Annotated in this window: 20 protein-coding genes; 8 read left to right on the plus strand and 12 right to left on the minus strand. The window is 71.7% G+C overall.

Going from position 1 to position 23,031, the window contains the following annotated elements; all coding sequences use genetic code 11:
• Positions 1-79: 79 nt before the first annotated feature.
• Positions 80-1,579, plus strand: coding sequence for a PepSY-associated TM helix domain-containing protein (locus tag FDO65_RS04565; protein WP_137448238.1), 1,500 nt, complete (start codon positions 80-82; stop codon positions 1,577-1,579).
• 7 nt (positions 1,580-1,586) lie between these two features.
• On the opposite strand, the gene FDO65_RS04570 is transcribed toward FDO65_RS04565, so the two are convergent.
• Positions 1,587-1,952: a DUF952 domain-containing protein gene (locus tag FDO65_RS04570; RefSeq protein WP_137448239.1), complete on the minus strand. Its 366-nt coding sequence runs from the start codon at positions 1,950-1,952 to the stop codon at positions 1,587-1,589.
• A 343-nt stretch (positions 1,953-2,295) separates the two neighbouring features.
• Here FDO65_RS04570 and FDO65_RS04575 point away from each other — a divergent pair, with 343 nt between their 5' ends.
• A complete protein-coding gene (locus FDO65_RS04575) occupies positions 2,296-5,271 on the plus strand; it encodes a fibronectin type III domain-containing protein (protein WP_137448240.1) in 2,976 nt (991 codons plus the stop codon).
• Positions 5,272-5,350: 79 nt separating this feature from the next.
• Here FDO65_RS04575 and FDO65_RS04580 read toward each other — a convergent pair whose 3' ends face one another.
• The 5 genes from FDO65_RS04580 to FDO65_RS04600 all read right to left on the minus strand — a co-directional run bounded on the left by FDO65_RS04580 (position 5,351) and on the right by FDO65_RS04600 (position 13,218).
• Positions 5,351-7,018 (minus strand): ribonuclease J, encoded by a 1,668-nt coding sequence (locus tag FDO65_RS04580; RefSeq protein ID WP_137449456.1) that lies wholly within the window; start codon positions 7,016-7,018, stop codon positions 5,351-5,353.
• 89 nt (positions 7,019-7,107) lie between these two features.
• A complete protein-coding gene (gene dapA / locus FDO65_RS04585) occupies positions 7,108-8,031 on the minus strand; it encodes a 4-hydroxy-tetrahydrodipicolinate synthase (RefSeq protein WP_137448241.1) in 924 nt (307 codons plus the stop codon).
• 64 nt (positions 8,032-8,095) lie between these two features.
• Positions 8,096-8,734 carry a TIGR03085 family metal-binding protein gene (locus FDO65_RS04590; protein ID WP_137448242.1) on the minus strand — a complete coding sequence of 213 codons (639 nt, stop codon included), beginning with the start codon at positions 8,732-8,734 and terminating at the stop codon, positions 8,096-8,098.
• A gap of 72 nt (positions 8,735-8,806) precedes the next feature.
• A complete protein-coding gene (locus FDO65_RS04595; RefSeq protein ID WP_205849779.1) occupies positions 8,807-10,096 on the minus strand; it encodes a YncE family protein in 1,290 nt (429 codons plus the stop codon).
• A gap of 173 nt (positions 10,097-10,269) precedes the next feature.
• Positions 10,270-13,218 (minus strand): S8 family serine peptidase, encoded by a 2,949-nt coding sequence (locus FDO65_RS04600; RefSeq protein ID WP_205849780.1) that lies wholly within the window; start codon positions 13,216-13,218, stop codon positions 10,270-10,272.
• A gap of 470 nt (positions 13,219-13,688) precedes the next feature.
• On the opposite strand from FDO65_RS04600, the gene FDO65_RS04605 reads away from it, so the two are divergent.
• The gene (locus tag FDO65_RS04605) at positions 13,689-13,970 is read left to right on the plus strand and encodes a hypothetical protein (protein WP_137448244.1); all 282 of its coding nucleotides are present in this window, start codon (positions 13,689-13,691) and stop codon (positions 13,968-13,970) included.
• Between the two features lie 15 nt (positions 13,971-13,985).
• On the opposite strand, the gene thyX is transcribed toward FDO65_RS04605, so the two are convergent.
• Together thyX and FDO65_RS04615 are read right to left on the minus strand one after the other, a co-directional pair.
• Entirely contained in the window at positions 13,986-14,807 is an 822-nt protein-coding gene (gene thyX, locus FDO65_RS04610) for an FAD-dependent thymidylate synthase (protein ID WP_137448245.1), read from the minus strand.
• Positions 14,808-14,814: 7 nt separating this feature from the next.
• On the minus strand, positions 14,815-15,375 hold the full coding sequence (locus FDO65_RS04615; protein ID WP_137448246.1) for a ferritin: 561 nt from the start codon (positions 15,373-15,375) through the stop codon (positions 14,815-14,817).
• A gap of 153 nt (positions 15,376-15,528) precedes the next feature.
• Here FDO65_RS04615 and FDO65_RS04620 point away from each other — a divergent pair, with 153 nt between their 5' ends.
• Both FDO65_RS04620 and FDO65_RS04625 read left to right on the plus strand, forming a co-directional pair.
• Positions 15,529-16,149, plus strand: coding sequence for a toxin-antitoxin system HicB family antitoxin (locus tag FDO65_RS04620; protein ID WP_137448247.1), 621 nt, complete (start codon positions 15,529-15,531; stop codon positions 16,147-16,149).
• A 13-nt stretch (positions 16,150-16,162) separates the two neighbouring features.
• Positions 16,163-17,170, plus strand: coding sequence for a DUF4097 family beta strand repeat-containing protein (locus FDO65_RS04625; protein ID WP_137448248.1), 1,008 nt, complete (start codon positions 16,163-16,165; stop codon positions 17,168-17,170).
• 59 nt (positions 17,171-17,229) lie between these two features.
• Here the strand turns inward: FDO65_RS04625 and FDO65_RS04630 are convergent, their stop codons facing one another.
• Positions 17,230-17,553: a DUF1905 domain-containing protein gene (locus FDO65_RS04630; protein WP_137448249.1), complete on the minus strand. Its 324-nt coding sequence runs from the start codon at positions 17,551-17,553 to the stop codon at positions 17,230-17,232.
• Between FDO65_RS04630 and FDO65_RS04635 the strand changes: the two genes are divergently transcribed.
• A complete protein-coding gene (locus FDO65_RS04635; protein ID WP_137448250.1) occupies positions 17,552-18,091 on the plus strand; it encodes a hypothetical protein in 540 nt (179 codons plus the stop codon). The two genes, FDO65_RS04630 and FDO65_RS04635, sit on opposite strands and share 2 nt — an antisense overlap.
• Before the next feature lie 89 nt (positions 18,092-18,180).
• On the opposite strand, the gene FDO65_RS04640 is transcribed toward FDO65_RS04635, so the two are convergent.
• From FDO65_RS04640 to FDO65_RS04650, 3 genes are read right to left on the minus strand one after another with little or no spacing between them, the layout of a single operon-like run.
• A complete protein-coding gene (locus FDO65_RS04640; RefSeq protein WP_137448251.1) occupies positions 18,181-19,596 on the minus strand; it encodes a gamma-glutamyltransferase in 1,416 nt (471 codons plus the stop codon).
• Positions 19,597-19,606: 10 nt separating this feature from the next.
• Entirely contained in the window at positions 19,607-20,899 is a 1,293-nt protein-coding gene (locus FDO65_RS04645; protein ID WP_166442028.1) for a winged helix-turn-helix domain-containing protein, read from the minus strand.
• A gap of 60 nt (positions 20,900-20,959) precedes the next feature.
• A complete protein-coding gene (locus FDO65_RS04650; RefSeq protein ID WP_137448253.1) occupies positions 20,960-21,457 on the minus strand; it encodes a MarR family winged helix-turn-helix transcriptional regulator in 498 nt (165 codons plus the stop codon).
• Between the two features lie 64 nt (positions 21,458-21,521).
• Here FDO65_RS04650 and FDO65_RS04655 point away from each other — a divergent pair, with 64 nt between their 5' ends.
• The gene (locus FDO65_RS04655; protein WP_137448254.1) at positions 21,522-21,890 is read left to right on the plus strand and encodes a VOC family protein; all 369 of its coding nucleotides are present in this window, start codon (positions 21,522-21,524) and stop codon (positions 21,888-21,890) included.
• A 118-nt stretch (positions 21,891-22,008) separates the two neighbouring features.
• A complete protein-coding gene (locus tag FDO65_RS04660) occupies positions 22,009-22,980 on the plus strand; it encodes a TIGR00730 family Rossman fold protein (protein ID WP_205849782.1) in 972 nt (323 codons plus the stop codon).
• Positions 22,981-23,031: the final 51 nt, after the last annotated feature.

Genomic DNA, 23,031 nt, shown 5'->3' on the forward strand with positions numbered 1-23,031 from the left:
CCGTCCCGGACGCCACCCGTCCGGTCACCGCGGCCCGCTGTGCGCTGCGTCGCGCCCCCACCGAAGGAACCCGGACCCGATGAGCACCTCCGAACAGGCCCCCGCGGCCGACACGCCACCCACCGGCACGGCACCCGAGGCGACGCCGGATCACCGCCCGACGCCCGCACCGACCCGCCGGGGCTGGTGGACCCAGCTGCGCCCTCTGGCGCTGCGCCTGCACTTCTACGCCGGCGTGCTGATCGGACCCTTCATCCTGGTTGCCGCGGTGACCGGGCTGCTCTACACGATCACGCCGCAGCTGGAGAATCTGGTCTACAGGGACGAGCTCACCGTCCCGGTCGGCACCACCCAGGTTCCGCTCAGCGAACAGGTCACCGCCGCCCGCGCCGCACACCCCGACGGAGACATCCTCTCCGTCACCCCGCCGGTCGCCGACGACAGCAGCACCCGGGTCGTGTTCAGCGACGCCACGGTCCCGGCCGACTACGCCATGACCGTGTTCGTCGATCCCTACACCGGTCAGACCCTGGGCCAGGTTCAGTCGTTCGGCCAGTGGCTCGGGGTGCGGGCCTGGCTGGACGAGCTGCACCGCACCCTGCACCTGGGTGCCGTGGGCCGGTTCTACAGCGAGATCGCCGCGAGCTGGCTGTGGGTGGTGGTCCTGGGCGGTCTGGCACTGTGGATCGGTCGTCGTCGCAGCCGCCGCCGGACCCTGCTCGTCCCGGATGGCACCCTGACCGGACGGGCAAAGACCCGGTCCTGGCACGCCGTCACCGGCACCTGGGTGGCCATCGGACTGCTCGCCCTGGCCGCCAGCGGTCTGACCTGGTCGAAGTACGCCGGCGAGCGCATCGGCGATGTCCGCTCTGCGCTGGACTGGCGGACCCCGTCGGTCAGCACCGATCTGGCCGCCGGCATCGGCGCCGACCCCGCCGGCAACCCCGACGGGCACGACCACCACGGCGGCATGACCATGGCCACCGGTGACACCGTCTTTCTCGCCGGTGCGGGCGGGGTCGGAATCGACGGCGTCTACGCGGCGGCCACCGCGCAGGGCCTGCAAGCGCCACTGGACATCACCCCACCGGCCGACACGAACGCGGCCTGGACGGTCAGCGAGAACAAGAGGTCCGCACCGACCCGCTACGACGCCATCTCGGTCGACCCGATGACCGGGCAGGTCGTGGACCGGGTCGACTTCGCCGACTGGCCGTTCATGGCGAAGATGACCGACTGGGTCATCGGCGCCCACATGGGCATCCTGTTCGGCATCGTCAATCAACTGCTGCTGGCCGCCCTGGCCGTCGGGCTACTCACCGTGATGATCCTGGGCTACCGCATGTGGTGGCAGCGCCGCCCCACCGGCGCCGCCGTCGGCCGCGCCTATCCCCGTGGGGCGCTGCGGCGGTTGAGTCCGGGGGCGCTGCTGCTGGTCGGCGGGGTCACCGCGGTGAGCACCTGGTTCGTGCCGCTGCTGGGCATCAGCCTGGCCGTGTTCCTGGCGGTCGACGTGGTGCTCGGAGCCCGTCAGCGGGCCAGCACGACCGCACCGGTGAACGCCGGCCGTGAACGCTGACCACCGGTCAGCGCGGCCGCGGACCGGCCCAGTGCCAGCCGCCGTCTCGCCGCTCCAGGGGAACGACGTCGACCACGGCCGCGACCGGTAGCGGGCCGTAGATGTGCGGGAACAGCTCGTTCACCCCGGGGCCGGGGCTCTCGGCGATGACCTCGACGTCCAGGCGCGCCGGGTCGATGACCAGGAGCAGTAGCGGGTCCTCGAGGTCGGCGTAGAACCGGTCGAGCACCCCCTGTACCTGGCTGGCGTAGCTCGCGTGCAGGAAACCTTCGTCCTCCAGGGAGCGACCTCGGGTCGACACCCGGTACTCGCCAACGGTTGTCGCCTCGGCCCAATCCGTGGCGGTGGCACAGTGGTACAGGTGGTGCGGCATGTCGCCTCCTCGTCGCGGCTGTCCACCGTAGCGGAAGACGGATGCGGCGCCCTCCCGCGGGGCCGGATGGCCGATGGGGTGAATGGCCGGTGTTTCACCCGCTGGGGCCGGGGCAGCGTCGATCGCGATGCATGATCGACGGGGGCAGGTCGGTATTCCTGTGTACCGAACCCTGCGGATACCTCGGGTCGCCCTCTCGGGTCCTCTCGCTCGGAAGTCGATCCGATGGCGTGACGGCGTGGGCGTGCGCCGGGTCCGTCGATGCTGATGCGCCGGCATGCGGGTGGCCTAGCGTCCGCGCGAGAGGTCCGGCGCACGCCGGGCCGCCATCGGGGGGACGACCATGAACGACGACCGACGCTATCGGCGTCACGGCACTGTTCGATCACCAGGACGCCGGATCGCTGCGCTGGCCGCCGCCGCCGCGCTGGCCGCCGGCGTGACCGTCGCCCTGCCGGGTGCCGCTGCCGCCGCGCCGGCGGCACTGGTGGGCCTGTCCACCAAGGTCTTCGGTCTCGCGACGGACACCACTGCGGCCGGGTCGCCGCTGGCCTACGACGTGGCGACCACCGTCGGCGGGGAAACGCCCACCGGGCGCATCACCACGACGCTCACGACCCCCACCGGGGTCCGTCTGCTCGGCGCGGCCGGGACCGGGTGGGCCTGCAGCGCCGCCCGCCTGCAGGCGGTGTCCTGCGTCAGCAACCAGGTTCCGGACGCGGGCGCCGTCCTCGGCGACCTCACCATCACCGCCGTGACCACCACCCCCGTCGCCTCCACGGCCATCGCCGGCGCGACCATCCAGGCCACCGACGGCACGCAGACCGTCACTGCCCCGACCGCGACCACCGCTGCCACTCCCAGCGCCCCGACCGTGACCTCGGTGGAACCCGCCATCGGACCGCGCGCCGGTCACACCCCGCTCACCATCACCGGCACCGGACTGGCGACGGCCACCGCCGTCCAGATCGGCACCACCAGCCAACTCGCGGCCGGCACCGGGACCACCCTCGTCAAGTGCGACACCATCGCCGCCCCTCAGTGCTTCACCGAGAAGGACGGCGTGCTGTCGATCTCGTCGATGCCCGTGGGCGGCGGTGACGTCGCCATCCGCGTCCTGGCCCGCAACGCCTTCGGCGCCGGGAGCTACCGTTACGCCGACATCCCCGACGCCCCGGTCGTCACCGCCACACCGACCACCGAGGGGGTCGACCTCACCTGGACCACCCCCGCCGCCGGCACCACCTCCCTCACCGGCTACACCGTCACCGCCACCCGGGACGGGGCGGCGGTCGGTGCCTTGACAAGGACGCTCCCACCGGGAACGACCACCACCCAGTTCACCGGGCTGGCGGTCGGTTCCGTCTACCAGTTCGCCGTCCGCGCGGACTCGGCCAACGGAAGCAGCCAACCCGGCACCAGCGCGACAGCGGCGCCGTTCACCGTGCCGACCGAGCCGTTCGCGGTCAACGCCCAGCCCGGAGAAACGCTGGGTGACGGCGTGGTCGAGCTCAGCTGGTTCGCTCCCACCGACGACGGTTCGAGCCCGGTGACCGGCTACCGGATCACGCCGATCCGGGACGGCGTGGAGCAGGCTCCGGTCGACAGGGACGCCTATGACACCCGACAGCTCGTGACCGGGCTCGACGTGGGCCACACCTACGAGTTCTCGGTGGCGGCGCTCAACGCCGCCGGGTCGAGCTCGCGGTCGGCCCCCTCCCCCGCCCTCGACATCCCCGCCGCGTCGACCAGCTCGGGCGCCGTCCCCGACCTGCTGGCCCTGACCCCGCCGGCCGGGCAAACCAGCAGCACCTACTCATGGCAGCCACGCGTCGTCGGGGGGCGCGCCCCCTACACCTGGACCCTTGCCGGCGGAGCGCTCCCGGGCGGTCTGACGTTGGCGGCCGATCGAGGAACGATCCGTGGCACCCCCGCCGTCGCCGGTACGTTCGCTGCCACCATCCAGGTTCAGGACGCCGACGGCGGCACCAGCCGGATGTCGGTGACGATCCCCGTCCGGGACAGTGTTCTGACCACGTTGCGACCCGTGTCCCACATGACCTTCGGTACCGCCACCACGCTCACCGCGGACGTCACGAGTGTCGACGGTGGCGCCATCACCACCGGCTTCGTGCGGTTCTACGGGGCCGATGATTCCGGCACGGTCGTCGTGCTCGGCAACGCGCCGGTGACGAACGGTACAGCCACCATCACCGCGATCCTGCCGAACTTCGGCTTGTGGACCCTCCGCACCGGCTACCTCGATCCCGGCTCCACGGCGGCTTCGGAGACCGGAGCCATCAACGTGAATGTTGCCCCCGTCATCGGGTCCGTGGCTTTCACCGGATTCCGCGCGTCCGGGCCCAACGGCTCGACCGACCAGTACGTGGAGCTCACCAACCTCAGCGGTGTGCCGGTCCCGCTGGGTGAACTCACGGTGTATGCCGCGCCCGGCAGCATGATTCCCCTTCCCGACACCACCCTCCTGCCCGGTCGTTCCTTCCTCCTCGCTGGTCCCGGCTACACCCCGACGACGAACTCGACACCCGATCTCGTCTTTGCTGACGGCCTCGGCACGGGGGACCTGGTGCTCGTCAACCTGTACAGCCAGACGTACATCGATTCGGTCGGTCCGGATGGCTTCGGGCTGATGCGTCCAGGCCCCCTCCCCGACCTCGGCCAACCCACCCGCGACTACGCCTGGGTCCGCCCGCAACAGAACGGCTTCTACCGCAACACCGGCGACAACACCGTCGACTTCGCGCTCCTGTCGGCCGACGGCAATCCCGTCTCCGGGGTGACCGCGATGGCCGGCTCGGCCTCCCCGCAAAGCTCGACCAGCCCGTGGTTCCACGCCGGGGACCTGGAGTCCACGCTGCTGAACCCGTTGGCCTCCGAGTCGGTCACGCCGAACCGGACCATCACCACACAGGGCGGGCAGCCGGGCGGCACCATCGTCAGCCGGCGGGTCATCACCAACCGCACGGCCCAGACGATGGACAAGGTGCAGCTGCGGCTCATCGACCTCAGCCAGGCCAACGGTCTGCCCGGGTTGACCCTGCCCAACGGGGCCACGACCGCGGCTCTGCGCGGTATCGCCCCGCCGACCCCGACGGCCAACTTCACGATCAACGGCCAGCCGGTCACCGCCCAGCAGCTGACCCCGTCCGGCAGCGGGCTCAACGCCGTCTACCCGGTGCCGCTGCCGCAGGATGGTCTGGCCCCCGGTCAGTCGGTCGCGGTCACCCTGACCTTCCAGGCCGACACCGGCGGGCAGTTCCGCTTCCGGTACCTGGCCGAAGGCCAACCCGCCAGCTGAGCGGCGCCGGACAGACCGACGGCCCGGTGGCGGAGCACTCCGCCACCGGGCCGTCGGCCGTCGTCACGCCATCAAGCCGTCACACGGCCAGCACCGTCGGCACGATCATCGGCCGACGCCGGTAGGTGTCGCCCACCCAGCGGCCCACGACCCGGCGGACGGCCTGCGCCACGCGGTGGGTGTCGGTGATGCCGTCGGCCTCGGTCTGCGCAAGTTCCGCCTCGACCAGCGGCACCACGGCGTCCAACGCCTTCGGGTCGTCGGAGAACCCGCGGCCGGAGATCGTCGGCGAGGCCACCGCACGGCCGGTGTGCGAATCGATGACCACGGTGATCGCGATGAACCCGTCCTCACCGAGGATGAGGCGGTCCGACAGGGTCGAATCGCCGACATCGCCGACCGCGTTGCCGTCCACATAGACCATGCCGACCTCGATGTGGCCGACCACCCGCGCCTTGCCGTCGACCAGGTCGACGACCGTGCCGTTCGGCGCCTGCACCACCCGCTCCGGCGGGACACCGGTCGCCATGGCGAGTTTCGCCTGCGCCCGCAGGTGCCGCCATTCGCCGTGCACCGGGATCACGTTGCGGGGCCGCACCGCGTTGTAGAGGAACAGCAGCTCACCGGCGGACGCGTGCCCGGAGACGTGGACCTTGGCCAGACCCTGGTGGACGACGGTCACCCCGATCCGTGACAGCTCGTTGATGACGGTGAAGACGCTGGTCTCGTTCCCCGGAATCATCGACGAGGCCAGGATGACAGTGTCGCCCTCCTGCAGGTTCACCTGCCGGTGCTCCCCCCGGGACATCCGCGACAGCGCCGACAGCGGCTCACCCTGCGACCCGGTCGAGATGAGCAGCACCTTGTTCGGCGGCAGATCCAGCACCTTGTCCAGCGAACGGACCAGCCCGTCGGGAACCGTCAGCAGCCCCAGCTCCTGAGCGATCTGCATGTTGCGGACCATCGACCGGCCGACGAACGCGACCTTGCGGCCGTGGGCCTGGGCCGAGTCCAGCATCTGCTGCACGCGGTGCACATGGGAGGCGAACGAGGCGACGATGACCCGCTGATTGGCCTTGGCGATGTAGGAGTCCATCACCGGGCCGATCTCCCGCTCGGGGGCCACGAACCCGGGCACCTCGGCGTTGGTGGAGTCGACGCAGAACAGGTCGACCCCCTCGGCGCCCAGCTGACCGAAACCGGCCAGGTCGGTCAGCCGACCGTCCAGCGGCAGCTGGTCGAGCTTGATGTCGCCGGTGTGCAGCACGGTGCCCGCGGGGGTGCGGATGCCGACGGCCAGCGCGTCGGGGATCGAATGGTTGACCGCGTAGAACTGCAGGTCCCACGACCCGACGCGGCGCCGCTCACCCTCGGCGACGACCTCCAGCTTCGGCGTCAACCGGTGTTCCTTGGACTTCGCCGCGATGAGGGCCAGCGAGAAGCGGGCCCCGATGATCGGGATGTCCGACCGGAGCCGCAGCAGCCACGGCAGAGCCCCGATGTGGTCCTCGTGCCCGTGGGTGATGACGACGGCGTCGATGTCGTCCAGCCGGTCCTCGATGAGGCGCAGATCGGGCAGGATCAGATCCACGCCGGGCTGTAGATCCTCGGGGAACAGCACCCCGCAGTCGACGACGAGCAGTCGTCCCTCGTACTCGTAGACGGTCATGTTGCGGCCGATCTCGGTGATACCGCCGAGCGCGACCACCCGCAGCGCCCCGCGACGCAGCGGCGGCGGGGGCTCCAGAGCCGGAGGCCGTGCCGGTGGGGCGGACCGCCCGCCGCCCTGGCCGCCACCGCGGCCGTTGTTCTGCTGCCCCCCGCGTCCGCCCTGGCTCACCGCAACGGTCCGATCTCGTCGAGGTCCCGGGCGATCTGCTCGGTCTGGGTCGACGTCGCCGGGATCTGCGGCAGCCGCGGATCGCCGACACCGAAGCCCTGCAGGCGCAGCGCGGCCTTGGCGAAGACCAGACCGGACCCGCCGCCGGTGCGGGACATCGCCCGGTGGACCGGCAGGAGCGCCTCGTGGATGGAGCGGGCGGTCACATAGTCGCCGCCGGCGGCGGCGTCGACCATGGCCCGCACGTGCGGACCGACGATGTGGGACACGATGCTCACCACGCCGACCGCGCCGACACTCATCCAGGGCAGAGTGAGTGGGTCGTCGCCGCTGTAATAGGCCAGGTCGGACTGTGCGATGACCTGGGAACCGAGGTACAGGTCGCCCTTGGCGTCCTTGACCGCGGTGATCCGCGGGTGCTCGGCCAGCCGCAGCAGGGTGTCCGGGTTGATCGGCACGACCGAGCGGGGCGGGATGTCGTACAGCATCACGGGCAGGTCGGTGGCGTCCGCGACGGCCGCGAAGTGGGCCAGCAGACCCTCCTGCTGGGGGCGCGAGTAGTAGGGCGTGACCACCAGGGTGCCGTGCGCGCCGGCCTTCTCGGCCGCCTTCGCGGCGGCGATCGAGTGCGCGGTGTCGAAGGTGCCGACGCCGGCGACGACGGTGATGCGGTCACCCACGGCCTCGACGACGGCGCGGACGATGGCTTCCTTCTCGGCGTCGGTGGTGGTCGGCGACTCGCCGGTGGTGCCGTTGACCACGAGCCCGTCGTGACCGTTGTCGGCCAGCCGGACGGCCAGCGCGGCCGCGGCGTCCAGGTCGAGCGCCCCGGTCGCGGTGAAGGGGGTGACCATGGCCGCCAGGACGGTGCCGAACGGCCGCCCGGGTCGGCCGGCAGGTCCGGCGGTGAGGGTCGTCATGACATCGAAACCTACCGGTCGGCGGCCCTCCCGGGTGACAGCCAGGGCCGGGCGGCGGCTGTCGTCACATGGACCGGACCGCTGCGCGAAGACGGGTGACGGCATCGGCCGGACCGTCGAACGACAGCTGCACCTTCTCCCGGCCGGCCAGCCACAAGATGAACTCCCCCGGCTCCCCCACCACTTCGACCTGGGGATCGCCCGAACGCACCGTGGTCCGGGATCCGTCCGGCAGCACGGCGACCACACCCACCGGGAGTCGACGGGCCAGCAGCTTGACGAATCCGGACCGCAGGGCGGCGCGCAACTGGTCCTCGGTGGCCGCATCCAGCACCCGGGGTTCCCAGTCGTCACCACCGCGGCGGACGTCCTCGTGGTGGATGAAGAACTCCAGACCGTTCACGCGGGCGTCGACCGGGCCCCAGGAGAACGGGTGCCACATCGGCGGTCCGGATCGCAGCTCGGCGACGAGCGACGACCACGGACGGGCGGCGTACTCGGCGACCGCGCGATCGGTCAGCCCGTGCAGTGGCGGGACGAATTGACCGACGGACGCCAGCGGGTTGCGTTCGCGGACCAGCAGGTGGTGCAGCAGGTCGCGGCTGTTCCATCCCTCGCACAGGGTGGGTGCGTCCGGGCCGACCCGCTGGAACAGGGTGGCCAGGGCGGCGCGTTCGGTGCGGGCCAGGGTCGGATCGCTCATATCCGGCAACGTACCCAGTGAACGGCCGCCCTACCCGACACCGAGGATTCCGATGTATCGAGCCCCGGTGGCTCAGCGGGTGATGCCCGTGTGGCCGATGGAGTAGCGGCCCGGCTGCGGCACCAGAGCCAGACCGTGCGGGCCGTTGCCGACCGGGATCTTCTGCAGCAGGCTGCCGTCCTTCGTGCTCAGGACGTACACGACGTTGTCGTACCGGCCGGAGAGCCACAACTGGCTGCCGTCGGCGCTGACGTTGCCCATGTCCGGGCTGCCGCCGCCGGGGATCCGCCACTTGGTGATCGGATCGCCGGTACGGGCGTCGAGCACGCTGATCGACCCCTCGTGCCGGTTGGTCACATACAGCTGGGTCGCGTCCCGGCTGAAGTACAGGCCGTGCGCGCCGTCGCCGGTGTCGATGTGCCGGGTGACGGTCTGCAGGTCGGCGTCCAGCACCCAGACCCCGTCGGAATCGCTGTCGGCGATGAAGAACTTCGACCCGTCCGGCGCGATGCGCAGGTCCTGCGGGCCCATGGTCGTGTTGCGCACCGGGAGGTCGATCATCCGGATGAGCTGGTGGGTCTGCATGTCGATGACGGCGAGCCGTCCGTCGAACTCGCAGCTGAAGACCGCGATCTTCCCGTCCGGGGTGAAGTCGCCGTGGTCGATGCCCTTGCAGTCCTCGTAACGGACCCGGTCGGTCTCCTGCCAGGTGGTCGGGTCGTACCACACCAGGGAGCGGTAGGCCTCGGCCACGGAGACCGCCGACTTCCCGTCCGGGGTGAAGTACATGTTGTAGGGGTCGAAGACGTCGATCGTCTCGCCCGGCTCGCCGGTGAGGGGGTCGATCCGCCGGACCACGTTGCCCAGGTCGTCGGTGGCGTACAGCGCCGTCATGTCCCAGCTCGGCACCACGTGCTGGACCTCGGTGCCGACCGAGAACTTGTTCACCACCTGAAATGTCGTGGTGTCGATGACCCAGACCTCACCGGACTTGGTGTGCGGGACGTAGGCGTACGGCTTGGACCGCCGGGCGATGTCGCTGAGCATGTTCGCGCCGGCGTCGCCGTAGATGTTCGCCGGGTCGGTGACCGGCGGCATCCCGGGCAGGACATCGACGGCCCCGGACGACGGAGCCGCGCTCGCGGGGGCCGACGAAGATCCCGACGGCGCCGAGCTGGACGGCGCCGACGGCTCGTCCGGGCCGGACATGGTGCTGTGGTCCATCGACTCGTGCGGGTCGGCCGGTCGGGTGTCCGGGGCGATCACCGAACCGGCAGTGGCCTCGACCGTGGCCCCGGGGGCGCCGGCCGGGGTGGAGGAACACCCGGCCAGCAGCACGGCCGCCAGCAGCCCCACCGACATCCGCCGCACACCACGCTGCACCGCACACCCCTGTCGCCGTGGACCCGTCACCGGAACCGGGGACGGCACAGCAGTACACCGTAATCGACTCGCAACTCTCCGCATACGCCAACAGGCCGGGACGTGATCACGTCCCGGCCTGTCGCCCCCGCCCGGAGGCGGCGTGCGGGCGGTCAGCCCGCCTTGGCCACCTCGACCAGGGTGCCGGTGAGATCCGGGTACTGGACCCAGCCCACGTAGGCCTTGCTGGGATCGGGCACGGTGGTGGTGGCGGTCACCGTGAACGCCTGACCGGCGGTCGCGTTCGGATTCGACGGCGACACGCTGATGCCCTTGCCGACCTCGTTGGTGACGATCGCCGACCGCAGGATGAACGGCGTGCTGCTCTGGCCGGGCGGATCGGTGTACCCGAGGACGGCGACCACGTAGTCACCGGCCGGCGGGTTGGCCAGCTCGATCTTCTCGTTCGCGCTGCCGGACGCCGACGCCGCGACCTGCTGGAACTTGCCGTCGACCTTGCGGTACAGGTACAGGTCGATGTCGGCTCCGGCCGCGGCGACCACCGTCTGGAAACGGGCCAGATGGCTCCCGCTCGGGACGGTGAACGCGTACTGCTTGGACTGCGTCACCGAGACCTCGTCGGGCGTCTCGTTGACCGGGGCCAGACCGTAGGCGGTGATCGGGAAGGCGCCGGAGAACGCGGACGTCACCTGCCAGCTCGCCGACCCCGACCCGGTGATGTCGACCTTGTTGGACGTGCTGGCCACGGTCGTGCTGCGCAGCGCCACCGGAGCGCGCACGGTCTTGCCCGCTCCCTGCCACGTCACCGAGCCCATGGCGTAGGTGCTCAGCGGCGCGGTGGTGCGGGTGAACGTCGCGGTGAAGCTCAGCGACTTGCCCGCCGTGTCGAAGTTCAGGATCGACGGGGTGATCTTCACCGTGTAGCCCGGGACCGACGCCGTCGCCCGGTACAGGCCCGGCGTGGTAGCGGTGACCGTGCGGGTCAGGGTCTGGCTGCCGGCGAGCTGGCCGACGGCGAAGGACGGGGCGTTGTAGTCGCTCGGGTCCTTGGCCGTGACGCCGGTGCCGAGGTTGGTGCCCAGGCCCTCCAGGTAGGCGAGCCAGTCGTTGTCCGACGAGTCGTAGACCAGGCCGGGCGAGAGCATCGAGGACGGGTTCGCGTTGCCCGCACCCTGGGCGAACACGTCGGTGTTCGCCGCCCCCGTCCGCGTCTTGGTGTCGGTCGCCGTCGTCATCAGGGCCGACTTGACCGCCATCGGCGACCAGGTCGGGTTCTTGGCCCGGATGATCGCGGCCAGACCCGCGACGTGGGGCGCGGCCATCGAGGTGCCCGAGTAGCGGGCGAACGACTTGCCGTCGTTGCTCGGCGGGGCGACCGCCGCCAGGATGTCGACGCCCGGGGCAGCGAGATCCGGCTTGAGCACGTCCTGGTTGGTGGCCAGAGCCGGTCCGCGGGACGAGAAGCCGATGATCTGCGGGTACGGGATGGTCGACGAGGAGCTGGGCACCAGGGTGGCGGTGGCTGCGCTGGTCAGCGCGTAGTCCTTGACCTTCTGACCGTCCGGGATGTCGATCTCGATCGACGGCACCGAGTGGCTGTCGCCGATCGGACCGAGATCCTGCAGGTCGGTCAGCACCATGCCGACGCCACCGGCCCGCTTGACCTCGGCGGACTTCTCCAGCCGCGCGTTGCCGCCGCGGTCGCACTGGACGATCTTGCCGGCCACCTTCGCCGGGTCGAGTACGCCGGTGTAGCACCGGGCGGCCGCGTCGGTCGGCGTGCCGGAGACGGCCGAGTTCTGGGCCGCGACGAACGGCTTGGGCCCGACGGTCGCACCGACGGTGGTGCTGACGCCGGTGTAGGTGACCCCGTTGCCGAGCTTGGCTTTGGCCTCGTATCGCTGGACGGTGCTGGCCGCGACCGTCGTCACCCAGGGCTGGGTGTTGTCCAGGGTGGACGCACCGGCACCGCTGTTGCCGGCCGAGGCGGAGACGAAGATGCCGGCCGAGGCGGCGGACAGGAACGCCAGGGCCACCGGGTCGGTGGCCGGGGACTCCGTGGGCGCACCCACCGAGTAGTTGATGACGTCGACGCCGTCCGCGACGGCCTGGTCGATGGCCGCGACCAGGTCGGAGGTGAAACCGCCGGACAGGGTCGGGTCCTTGGCCTCCCACAGCGCCTTGTAGACGGCGATGGAGGCGCCGGGGGCGACACCGGAGATGCGACCGCTCTGGGCCCCGACGTAGACGTCGTTGTTTCCGGCCGCGGTGCCCGCCGTGTGCGAGCCGTGTCCGGCCCCGTCCCGGGGGGACTTGAAGTCCGCCAGCGGAGTCTTGGAGCCGAGGTAGGCGTCACCGAAGTACCGGGCGCTGATGATCTTGGTGTTGCACAGGCTGGCGCTGAACTGTTCGCCGGTCTGGCAGGTGCCGGTGAACGTGCCCCCGTTGACCTTCTTGGCGATGATGGTGTCGCCCTGTCGGTAGGCCTTGTACGGATTGTTCGCGTCCGGCGCCGTTCCCAGGGCATCGCCCTTGAACGAGGGGTTCTCCGGCCAGATGCCCGTGTCGATCACGCCGATGACGACGCCCTTGCCGGCCTGGTTCGGCCCGCCCAGCGTGCTCCACAGCCCGGTGGACCCGGACAACTTGAGGAAATCGGTCGACCGGTGGTCGTCGGTGGTCACCCGCAGGGTGTCCTTGGTGACGGAGACGACGGCCGGGTCCTTCTGGAGCGCGGCGACCTGCTCGCCGGTCAGATCGGCCGCGAAACCGTTGAACGCCGTGGTGTACGACTTCTCCGGCGCGGCCCCCACCGAGGCGGCCACCTCCTGGTGCTCGGTGTTGAGCACCGCGGAATAGCGCTGGGCGTTCTCGGCGGTGACGTCGACCTTGGCCCCGGGCTGGGGCTTGGTTGCCGGGATGTCCTGCTCGCCGCCGGTGTAGGTGGCCACGGGAGCCTTGGCCAACGCCACCACGTAGCGGCCGGAGGTCACCGTGCCCGGCAACGCCGGCGTGGAGGACCCCGCCGTCGGTGCGGGAACGGACGGACCGTCCGGATCACCGGGACTGGCCGGGGCCGCGCCGGCGGCCGTGGCCGACAACGTGAGCCCACAGACGGTCAGGACGGACAGGGCAACCGTGAAGGCCCCTCGTCTCGTCCTCCCTGCAACACGACGCATCACAACCCCCAGCGGAGTAGGCAGCCGACCAACGATGCGGTGACAGCGACGTCGACGCATCGTCACGAACCGTAAGCCCACGGTGGGCGCGGTGACCACCCCGGGGGGTCATGATGCGAACGGCGATTCACCTTCGCCCCGGACGGACCGGTGCGGCCAGAGCCGAGGGAGAGCGTCACATGCGACAGATCCACCGGACGGGGCGTCCGCACGGGTGCCCGGCGACCATCCGGCGTTCCGGCGTCGGTCTCGCCCTGTACATGGTGCTCGCGTCCGCCGCCTGCGGCGCCGAGCCCGCGTCCCCCGCGCCGGGCCCGCAGACTGGGACCGGTCGATCGGACGCGAGCTCCGCACCGGCCGTCGACCCACCACTCACCAACCCCGGAGGGACCATGTCCGATCCGACGACCGACCCCGGCGTCCCCACCCCGATCACGACCGACCTGCCCGGTGTCGGCGCGGTGACCCTGACCGGCACGGTCACCGAGGGCGTGGAACGCGGCTGCGTCGTCCTGGCCGACGACGCCGGCACGGCCCTGGCCAGCCTGCTGGGCTTCGACACCGGCGCCCACCCGTTCGGCAGTGCCGTCACGGTGACGGGCCGATGGGCCCAGGACCGGGTCTCCATCTGTCAGCAGGGTCCACTGCTCGAGGTGCAGTCCGTGGGTGCCTGACGGAACGTCGCCGGGTCAGGCGTCGCGGACGAGAGGTGAAGCGGCCAGGGCGGTCCCGTCCGGCAGCGCGCTGATGCGGAAGTCGGCGAAGGAGTGCGGGGCCAGCTGCTGCAGCTCCCGCAGGATGGTGACGGCCAACGTCCGGATGGCCACGTCGGCCGGATCGGTGGCCCGCATGCCGACGAAATGCCGCCAGCTGCGGTAGTTCCCGGTCACCACCAGGTCGGTGGCCGTGGCCAGCGGCAGGACCGAACGGGCGGCTTCCCGAGCCTGCTTACCCGACAACGGGTTTCGCACCCCGGGTCGACCTCCGGCCCCGGCCGGGTCGAGCACCTCCAGCAGGGCCGCGTAGGCGGCGGCCGCGTCGTCGACGGCCTGCTGGAACCGCGCGTGCAGGCCCGGATCGGCCGCCACCGCAGCCGGTTCGACGATCTCCGGCCCGGCCTCGGCCTGGTGACGCGGGGACAGCTGTGAGACCGAGAAGTGGCGGTGCCGTACCACTTCCGCGGCCACCGAGAGCGGAACCCCGGTCAGGTAGAAGGTCGCGGTGCTGTGCTCCAGCACGGCCAGGTGACCCACCTGCAGGATGTGGTCGAGATAGCCGGCGTTGTCGGCGGTCTCGGGAATCGGCCGCGACCACGACCGGTAGCAGGCCCGGCCGGCGAACTCGGCCAGCGCGTCCCCGTCCGCGGCGTCGGTCGTCCAGGTCCCCTCGAAGCCGGGCACGTCGACCGGCGGCGTGAAGACGGAGTGACCGACCAGGCGGACCCGGGGGCCGGGGGCGGTGACCCGCTCCCCCGCCCCTGCCGACCCGACAGCTTCCGACACCCCGGTCATCGATCGCTCACAGGGCGCCGCCGGCGGCTTCCGGGGCCGACGGGTCGGCGCCGGCGTCACCGACCTGCTCCTGGGCCAGGAACGTCTCGATCTGGAACCAGTCCGACCCGGCTCGCTTGGCCACCGTGACCAACGTGTTCATCGACGCCACCTCCTCGACCTGCTCGGCCAGGAACCACAGCATGAACTGTTCGCCGAGGAAATCGTTCTCGGCTCGCGCGGTGGCGAAGAGGTTCTCGATCTGGGCGGTCACGCCCTTCTCCTGTTGCAGCGCCAGCTCGATCGGCTCCACGACGTCGGTGAAGTCCACCCGCACGTCAGGGACACCGGGGATGACGACGGTCAGGTCCCGGTCGAGCATCCACCGCACGATCATCATGGCGTGGTTCCGCTCTTCGACGGCCTGACGGTAGAAGTGGGCCGCGAGGCGGGGAAGGTCGTGCGCATCGAACCAGACGGCGATGGCGATGTACTGCTGGCTGGCCGCGAACTCGTGCCCCACCTGCTCGGTGAGCAGGGCGGCGAAACGGCTGGGGGCAGCGGAGGTCTGTGGTGTCGTCACGGGCAACGATTTTAGGTTCCTGTTTGGTCGCTGCCAGGGATGGGTATCTGCAGGAGTTAATCATCACCCGGAATCAGCTGCCGACTGGCGTGAGTGTGACGTCACTCTGACGTCATTGCGTCCCTTGCATGGTGTCACTTGTGGTGTCACCATGGCGTCATGGACCTCACTCCGTACGTGAACCAGCTCCGCAACGACCTGCTGACCGCGGCGTCGGTCGGATCGGACGAGACCCGACGGGCGGCCGCCCTGCTCGCCGGCGCCCTGGAACCGGCGGCCCGGCTGGCGATGATGAACGCCCTGTCCGATCTGGCCGCCGAGATCACCACCCAGCTCCGCGACACCAGCGTCGACCTCCGCCTCGACGGCGGCCAGGTCCGCCTGGCCGTCCAGCGGCACACCCCGGCCGACACCGGCCGGCCCGAGAACCCCGGCCGCTTCTCCTTCGACAAGCCCGCGACATCGGCTGCGCCGGACCAGCCGACGTCGCCCGGCGACGGGACGCCGACGCCCGAGGACCTGCGCCGTGCCGTGCAGGACGCCGGCGGTGAGCTCTCCCGCACCACGGTCCGCCTGTTCAACGAGCTCAAGACCCAGGCCGAACGGGCCGCGGCCGAGCAGGGCATGTCCCTGAACACCTATATCTCCCGCGCCGTCGCCGACTCCGTCCGCACCGCCGTCCCCCACAAGGGCGGCCACCACGGAGGACCCGACGAGCCCGGCGGGGAATCCGACGGCCCGGGCGGCCGTCGCACCGTCACCGGTTTCGTACAGGCCTGAGAGGACGACCACCATGCACCGCGAATTCCTCACCCCCGAGCCCGTCACCATCGAGATCCGCAACGCCGCCGGTGATGTCGACATCGAACTGGTCGACGCGCAGCAGGCCGGCGACCTCGGCGCCACGCACCGGACCACCGTCGAGGTGCAGACCGGCAACGGCCAGCCCATGGGCTTCCTCGACGACGTCCTCAAAGCCGTCAACTCCGGCCGGATCGGCGACGAACTGCGCAACGCGTTCGGCCGCCGGGACTCCGGCGACGGAGCGGCCGGCGGCCCGGCCGCCTGGTTCAGCTCCTTCGGAACGGGCGCGGACAACGGATCCGACCCCGACCCGACCGACCGGGTGCGCATCGAGCACACCGAGCCGCGCGCGGACGGCCGACGGGCCATCGTCGTCGTCGACACCGACCCGGCCCGCAGCGGCTGGCGCTCCTCCTTCACCATCCGCGTTCGCGCGCCCCGGGGCTCCGGGGTGCGGGCGCAGACCCAGTCCGCCGACGTCACCGTCGTCGGAGTGGCCGACCGCCTCGAGATCCGCACCGCCTCCGGAGCGGTGTCCGTCGACCGGGTCACTGAGAAGGCCGTCGTGCAGACCGCGTCGGGATCGGTGACTCTCACCGAGACCGCGGACGCCGACCTGCGCACCGCGTCCGGGCGCGTCGGCGTGCACCAGGTCGACGGTCGACTCGTCGTGCACTCGACCTCCGGTGACGTCCGGGTCGACCGGTCCAGCGGTGAGAGCAGCGTGCGCACCGTCTCCGGTGAACTGCGGCTGGCCGAGGTCGGCCCCGGGCGCCTGGAAGCCGTCTCCGTCTCCGGGCCGGTGGACGTCGCCCTCCGGCCCGGAACGTCGGCCGCGGTCGACCTGTCCTCCGTCGCCGGGACGACGGACAGCGACCTGCCGGTGACCGACCGGCTCGGCGACACCGGCGACACCGACCCGGCCACCCCGGACCTGGAGCTGCGGGTCAGCACGACGTCCGGCGACATCCACCTCCGCCGGGCCGTGACGGTCTGACCCCGCGGTCGCCCCGGCCGGCAACGGGCGGGGCGACCGCGGCGACGGCGCAGTGCGGCTCAGCGCTCGACGAGTTCGATCCCGATACGGGCGGAGTCGCCGATGTCCAACCGCTCGGCGTCCCGCACCGCCCGCTTGAGCGGCAGCACGTACGGTCCGTCCGTGGCTTCCGGGAAGATCGACGTCCGCCAGTGGGAACGGCCGACCGTCACGGCGACCTTGACCGCCCCGAACCCGGCCCGTAGGCGCGGCACCGCCGCGATCTCGGCGGACATCTCGGCCGGCAGCCGCACGAACACCCACTCGTCCGAGCGAGCCGCCCAGCGCCACAGCTCCGCGGTGAACCAGTAACGGACTCCGTCCGTGCGAGCATCTGCGTCCATGGGGCCTTCCGTCACCTCCCGGTTGCTGGCCGAGACCGACCCGGCGACCACCGGCATCGTGCCCGACGGCTGGCACGACTTCTTCGTCGCCCAGGCCGGGGCCACCGCCGCGCTGGCCGGGCTGGTCTTCGTCGCCGTCTCCATCAACCTCGAACGGATCCTGTCGTTCCCCCGGCTGCCGCACCGGGCGGCCGTGACCGTCGCCCTGTTCGCCGGGATCCTGCTCCAGGCGCCGTTGGCGTTGATGGGCGACGTCACCCTTGTCGCCTTCGGTGCGCTGGTGCTCGGCATCGCCGGGGGCATCGAGGCGTTCGTGGTGATCAGCGGTCTTCGGATGGGCCGCGACCGGGCCAACGGCCGCAAGGAACTGCAACTGGCCGCCATGTACCAGCTCGCCCTGCTCCCCCAGCTGGTCGGCGGTGTCCTACTGGTCGCCGGCAGCGGCGCGGGACTGTACTGGGTGGCCGCCGGGTACGCCGTGTCGACGCTGGTCGCGCTGACCAACGCCTGGGTGCTGCTGGTCGAGATCCTGCGCTGACCGGCCGGCCGACCTCAGCTCTCGAGACGCGACGCCAGTCCACCCCGACGGGGTCGGCGGTGACAGTGCACTACCGGTCCCGGCCGACCTCAGCTCTCGAGACGCAACGCCAGTCCTCCGCGGCGGGGGTCGGCCGCAGGACCCTGCCGGGTCACCACTGCGACCCCACCGAAGAACGGCCGCTGTTCGGGCCACTGCATCACCCGGTGGCCGGCGTCGATGAGACCCTGGACCACCTCGGGAGCCATTCCGGGCTCGGCGTGCACCAGGTCGTCGGTGATGGCCAACCGGGAGGCTGCGACCGCCTCGGCGGGGGCCCGGCCGTCGACCAGGATGCCGGTCAGCACCTGCAGCAGCGCCGGCCGGATGCGGCTGCCGCCCGCCGCGCCCCCGGCCAGGAGGAACGCCCCGTCGTCGTCCAGCACGATCGACGGCACCATCATCGACGGCATCCGCTCGCCGGGTCGCAGGTCGCCGCGGAGCAATTCCCCCTCGCCCAGCATCGAGTTCCCGTGCACGCCGGCCGACCAGATGCCCGAGCCCAGGCCGAGCGAGTGGGTGGCCGCGCAGGCGTTGCCGTCGGCGTCCACGGCGGCCAGGGTGGTCGTCTCGGCCCGACGGGCCGGGGCGCGCAGGGCGTCGACGAACAGCTGGGCCCGCTGCACCGGGTCGGCCGTGGCCAGGCCGACGTCATAGGTGGCGGCGGTGTCGGCGAACCGGTCCAGATCGTTGCCGCGCACACAGAGGGTGGCACCGCCGAAACGGACCCGTTGCACCGGCAGGGTGCGGACCCGGTAGGCGGCCATGTCCTGCATGGACAGCGCCCCGCCGTCGGCCCGGACCGCCTCCACCAGGGCCTGACCCCGCGCACCGGTGACCAGCACGTCCGGACCCTGCACGGCCAGATCGTCGAGCGTGTCCGCGAGGCCATCGTGATGCAGCAGCTCGCCCTCGCCGAGCATCCGCCGGCCTCCGGCGTCGTCGGGACGGGAGTAGACCGCGATCCCGGCGCCGAGCACCATGGCCGCGGCGATGTCGGGGAGCAGGCGTGCGTGGGCAGCGGTGAACGGCACGCCGTCGTGCGCGAGATCCCTTGCGGGGTTGACGATATCGGACCACGGCAGGCGTCCGGCCGTGGCGTGCAGGGCCTGGACGCCCTGCGGGGTGCCGGGAACGGCGACGCTCGGCCCACCCACCGCGTACGGGACTTCGACCTCACCGAACGCGACCCGGATGGCCCGCGCCGGTCCGGGCACGGTGCCGTCCAGGCCGGGCACGGCGACGAAGAAGTCCAGGCACCGGACCTCCCCGGTGGCCGCGTCGTAGAGGGTGGCGAAACCGCCGCCGCCGAGCCCGGTGAAGATGGTCTCGGCGACACAACCGGCCAGGATCATGGCGGCGACGGCGTCCGCTGCGCTGCCGCCCCGGGCGAGGATGTCGCGGCCGACGCTGGCGGTGGCCGGGTGGCCCGCGGCGACACAGGGGGACGGAGACGGGGCCTTCACCGGGGGGAGGTTACCGGGCCGGTCCGCCCAGCACGCCGCGCAGGTCCTGCGCCCAGGTGCCGGTCTCGGCGACCACGATCTCGCCCAGGCCGAGCCAGTCCGCGAGCGACCGCAGCACCCCGGCGGCCCGGACGGTCAGGTCCGGCCCCGTCGGCACCCCGGGCTCCCGCCACGCGGCCGGGACCAGCAGCCGCCCGGTGGCCCGATCGGCCTTCAGATCGAAACGCCCCACGATCCGGTCGCCGATCAACAACGGCAGGACGTAGTAGCCGTGCACGCGCTTGGCCGCCGGGGTGTAGATCTCGATGCGGTAGTGGAAGTCCAAGAGCCGCTCGTCGCGGGGCCGGAACCAGACCAGCGGGTCGAACGGCGAGACGAGGGCGGCGCCGTCGACCGCGCGGGGCAGCCGGGCGTCGCGGTGCCGATAGGCGGGCTCCCGCCAGCCGTCCACCGCGACCGGCTGGAGTTCGCCGGCCTCGACCAGTTCGGCCACCGCCCGCCGGGCCCCGGCGACCGGCAGCCGGAAATAGTCGGCCAGGTCGGTCGCGGTGGCGATGCCGAACGCGGTGGCCGCGTGGGCGACCAGTGCGCGGTGGGCGTCGGCCGGGTCGAGTGTCGGGGTGGCGATGATCTCCGGCGGGAGCACCCGCTCGGACAGGTCGTAGAGCCGCTCGAAGCCCCGCCGCCGGGCCACCGCGAAGACCCCGGTCCCGAACAGGAACTCGCAGGCCTGCTTGGTGGCCGACCACTCCCACCAGCCGGCCTGGCCCCGCCGCGGCTGGTGCGCCCGCTCCTGGAGTTCGGCCTCGATCTCCCCGGCCGACCGGGGACCGAGATCGCGCACGATGTCGACGATCTCCTCGATGACGCCCGGGTGCTGGGCGCGCAGGCGGCGCGCATGCCGTTCCCAGCGGGTGGCCAGCTGCTGCTGTTTCCACCGGAGCAGGGGCATCGTCTCCACCGGCACGAGCGACGCCTCGTGGGCCCACGTCTCGACCAGGGCGCGGTGCCGCTCACCGCGGGATGTGGCCGGCCAGGCCACCCGGTCGAGCAGCGCGGTGTCGTACGACCCGAGCCGGCTGAACACCGGCATCAGATGGGCCCGGGCGAGCACGTTGACCGAGTCGATCTGCAGCAGACCCAGCCGACGCACCAGCTTGACCAGGGCCGCTGCGGTCACCGACCCGCCGGTCGACGCCGGCGGGCGGTGCAGGCCCTGCGCGGCGATGGCGATGCGCCGAGCCTGGGCGATCGTCAACGACGGACCGGCCGGCGGCGGCACCGCGGACTTCGGGGACGTCATGGGGATCGATGGTGTCATTCCACCCCGACAGTCAGCGGATTGACAACGCCGGGACGAAGATCAGGACGTCGATGACGTCTCCTCGTCGTTGCGGTCTGCGAGGGGCGGCTCGTCGGGTGTGCCCAGTGACCGCACGACGGACCGCAGGGCATCGAGCATCCGGGTCTGGTCCCCGGCCGACAGCCCGCCCAGCATGCGGACCTCGACCGCCCGGACCGCTTCGCTCGCTTCGCGCAACGCCGCGTGCCCGCTCGCGGTCAGCTGCACCGGCAGCACCTTGCCGACGGAGGGCTGGGCCGGGCGGGTCACCAGACCCTCCTTTTGAAGAGCCTGCAGCAGCACGTTCATCGACTGCCGCGTGACGAACGCCCCCCGCGCCAGAGCGCTGTTGGACAGGCCGGGCCGTTGGGCCAGCAACTCCAGGCAGGAGTAGCGGGTGACGGTCATGCCGAGCGGGCGCAGCACGTCTTCCATCGCGATCCGCAGCGCGGCCGAGGCCTGTTTGAGCAGATAGCCCACTGACACCTCGAGATCGATCACGCCGCCGTCTTGACTCATGTCAGCATCCTGACATAGCTTCTTCGTGTCAGATAACTGACACACACGAGCGAGGAGCCATCCCATGACGGTCACCGGTCCCGACTTCATCTCCCTGCAGGTGCGCGATCTGGCGGCATCCCAGGCGTTCTACGAGCGCTACCTCGGCCTGACGCGCACCCCGGCCGGGCCGCCGCACGCCGTCGTCTTCGACACCCGGCCGGTGGCCTTCGCCGTGCGCGACCTCGCTCCGGGGACCGACCTGTCCGGCGTCGCCCAGCCCGGCGTCGGCATCGGCGTCTGGCTGCACGCCGAGCAGACGCAGTCCATCCACGACGCGCTGGCCGCCGACGGTCACCCCATCGTCACCGCCCCGTTCGACGGGCCCTTCGGCCGGACGTTCACCTTCGCCGACCCCGACGGCTACCAGATCACCCTGCACGACCGGGGCTGACCGCCATCCTCGGACGGGGGGCTGGGGCTGATGTGCCGTCGTCCCGTCCCCGCCGTCGGGGTCAAGTGTGCGAGGGTGCACCACGGCCGGTCGTGACCCGGCCGCGAGGGAGGTCCAGGTGGCGACGCCACTGGTGGTCAGTGCAGTCGTCCTGCGGGACGCGGCCGGACGGGTGTTGACCGTGCGCAAGACCGGGACCAGCCGGTTGATGTTGCCCGGCGGCAAGCTCGAACCGGGCGAAAGCCCGGCCGCGGCCGCCATCCGGGAGTCCCGGGAGGAGATCGGAGCCGAACTCGACGAAGGACTGCTCCGCCCGCTCGGGGTCTTCGACGCCGCCGCGGCCAACGAACCCGGCCGGACCGTCACCGCGACCGTCTTCGAGCATCCGCTGGTCCCGATCGGAGCCCCGGCGGCGGAGATCGAGGAGGCCACCTGGGTCGAACTGGACGACCCGCGGCTGGCCCCGCTGCTGGCGGAGGCGATCTTCCCGGTGCTGCGCGGACGCGGCCCGTTCCGGCTGGCGATCTTCACCGGGTCGGCCGCCGGTGACTCCCCCGCCTTCGCCGACGCCGCCGCCAGACTGGCCCGGGCGCTGGGCGACGCCGATGTCGGCGTGGTCTACGGCGGCGGCCGGGTCGGCCTGATGGGGGTCGTCGCCGACACCACGCTCGCCGCGGGCGGCACGGTGGTCGGCGTCATCCCGCAGGGGCTGGTCGACCGGGAACTGGCCCACCGCGACCTCACCCGGCTGGAGGTGGTGCCCGACATGCACGCCCGCAAGCTGCGGATGGCTGAACTGGCCGATGGTTTCGTCGCGCTGCCCGGTGGTGCGGGCACCCTCGAGGAGCTGTTCGAGGTGTGGACGTGGCAGCAACTCGGCATCCACGGCAAGCCGGTCGCGCTGTACGACGTCGACGGGTACTGGCAGCCGCTGCTCCACGCCCTGGACACGATGACCGCCCGCGGGTTCCTCTCACAACGGTTCCGGGACGGGCTGATCGTCGTGGACAACCCGGCCGACCTCCTGGATGCCGTGCGGTCGTGGACGCCGCAACCGTCGAAATGGCAGGGCGATCCGGCGCGCGGTTGACCGGACCGGCGGGGTGGCTTCGATGTCCAGGCCTCGCGCGCCGCAGCATCC

Origin of the sequence: Nakamurella flava, from assembly GCF_005298075.1 — a bacterium.
GTDB classification, from domain to species: domain Bacteria; phylum Actinomycetota; class Actinomycetes; order Mycobacteriales; family Nakamurellaceae; genus Nakamurella; species Nakamurella flava.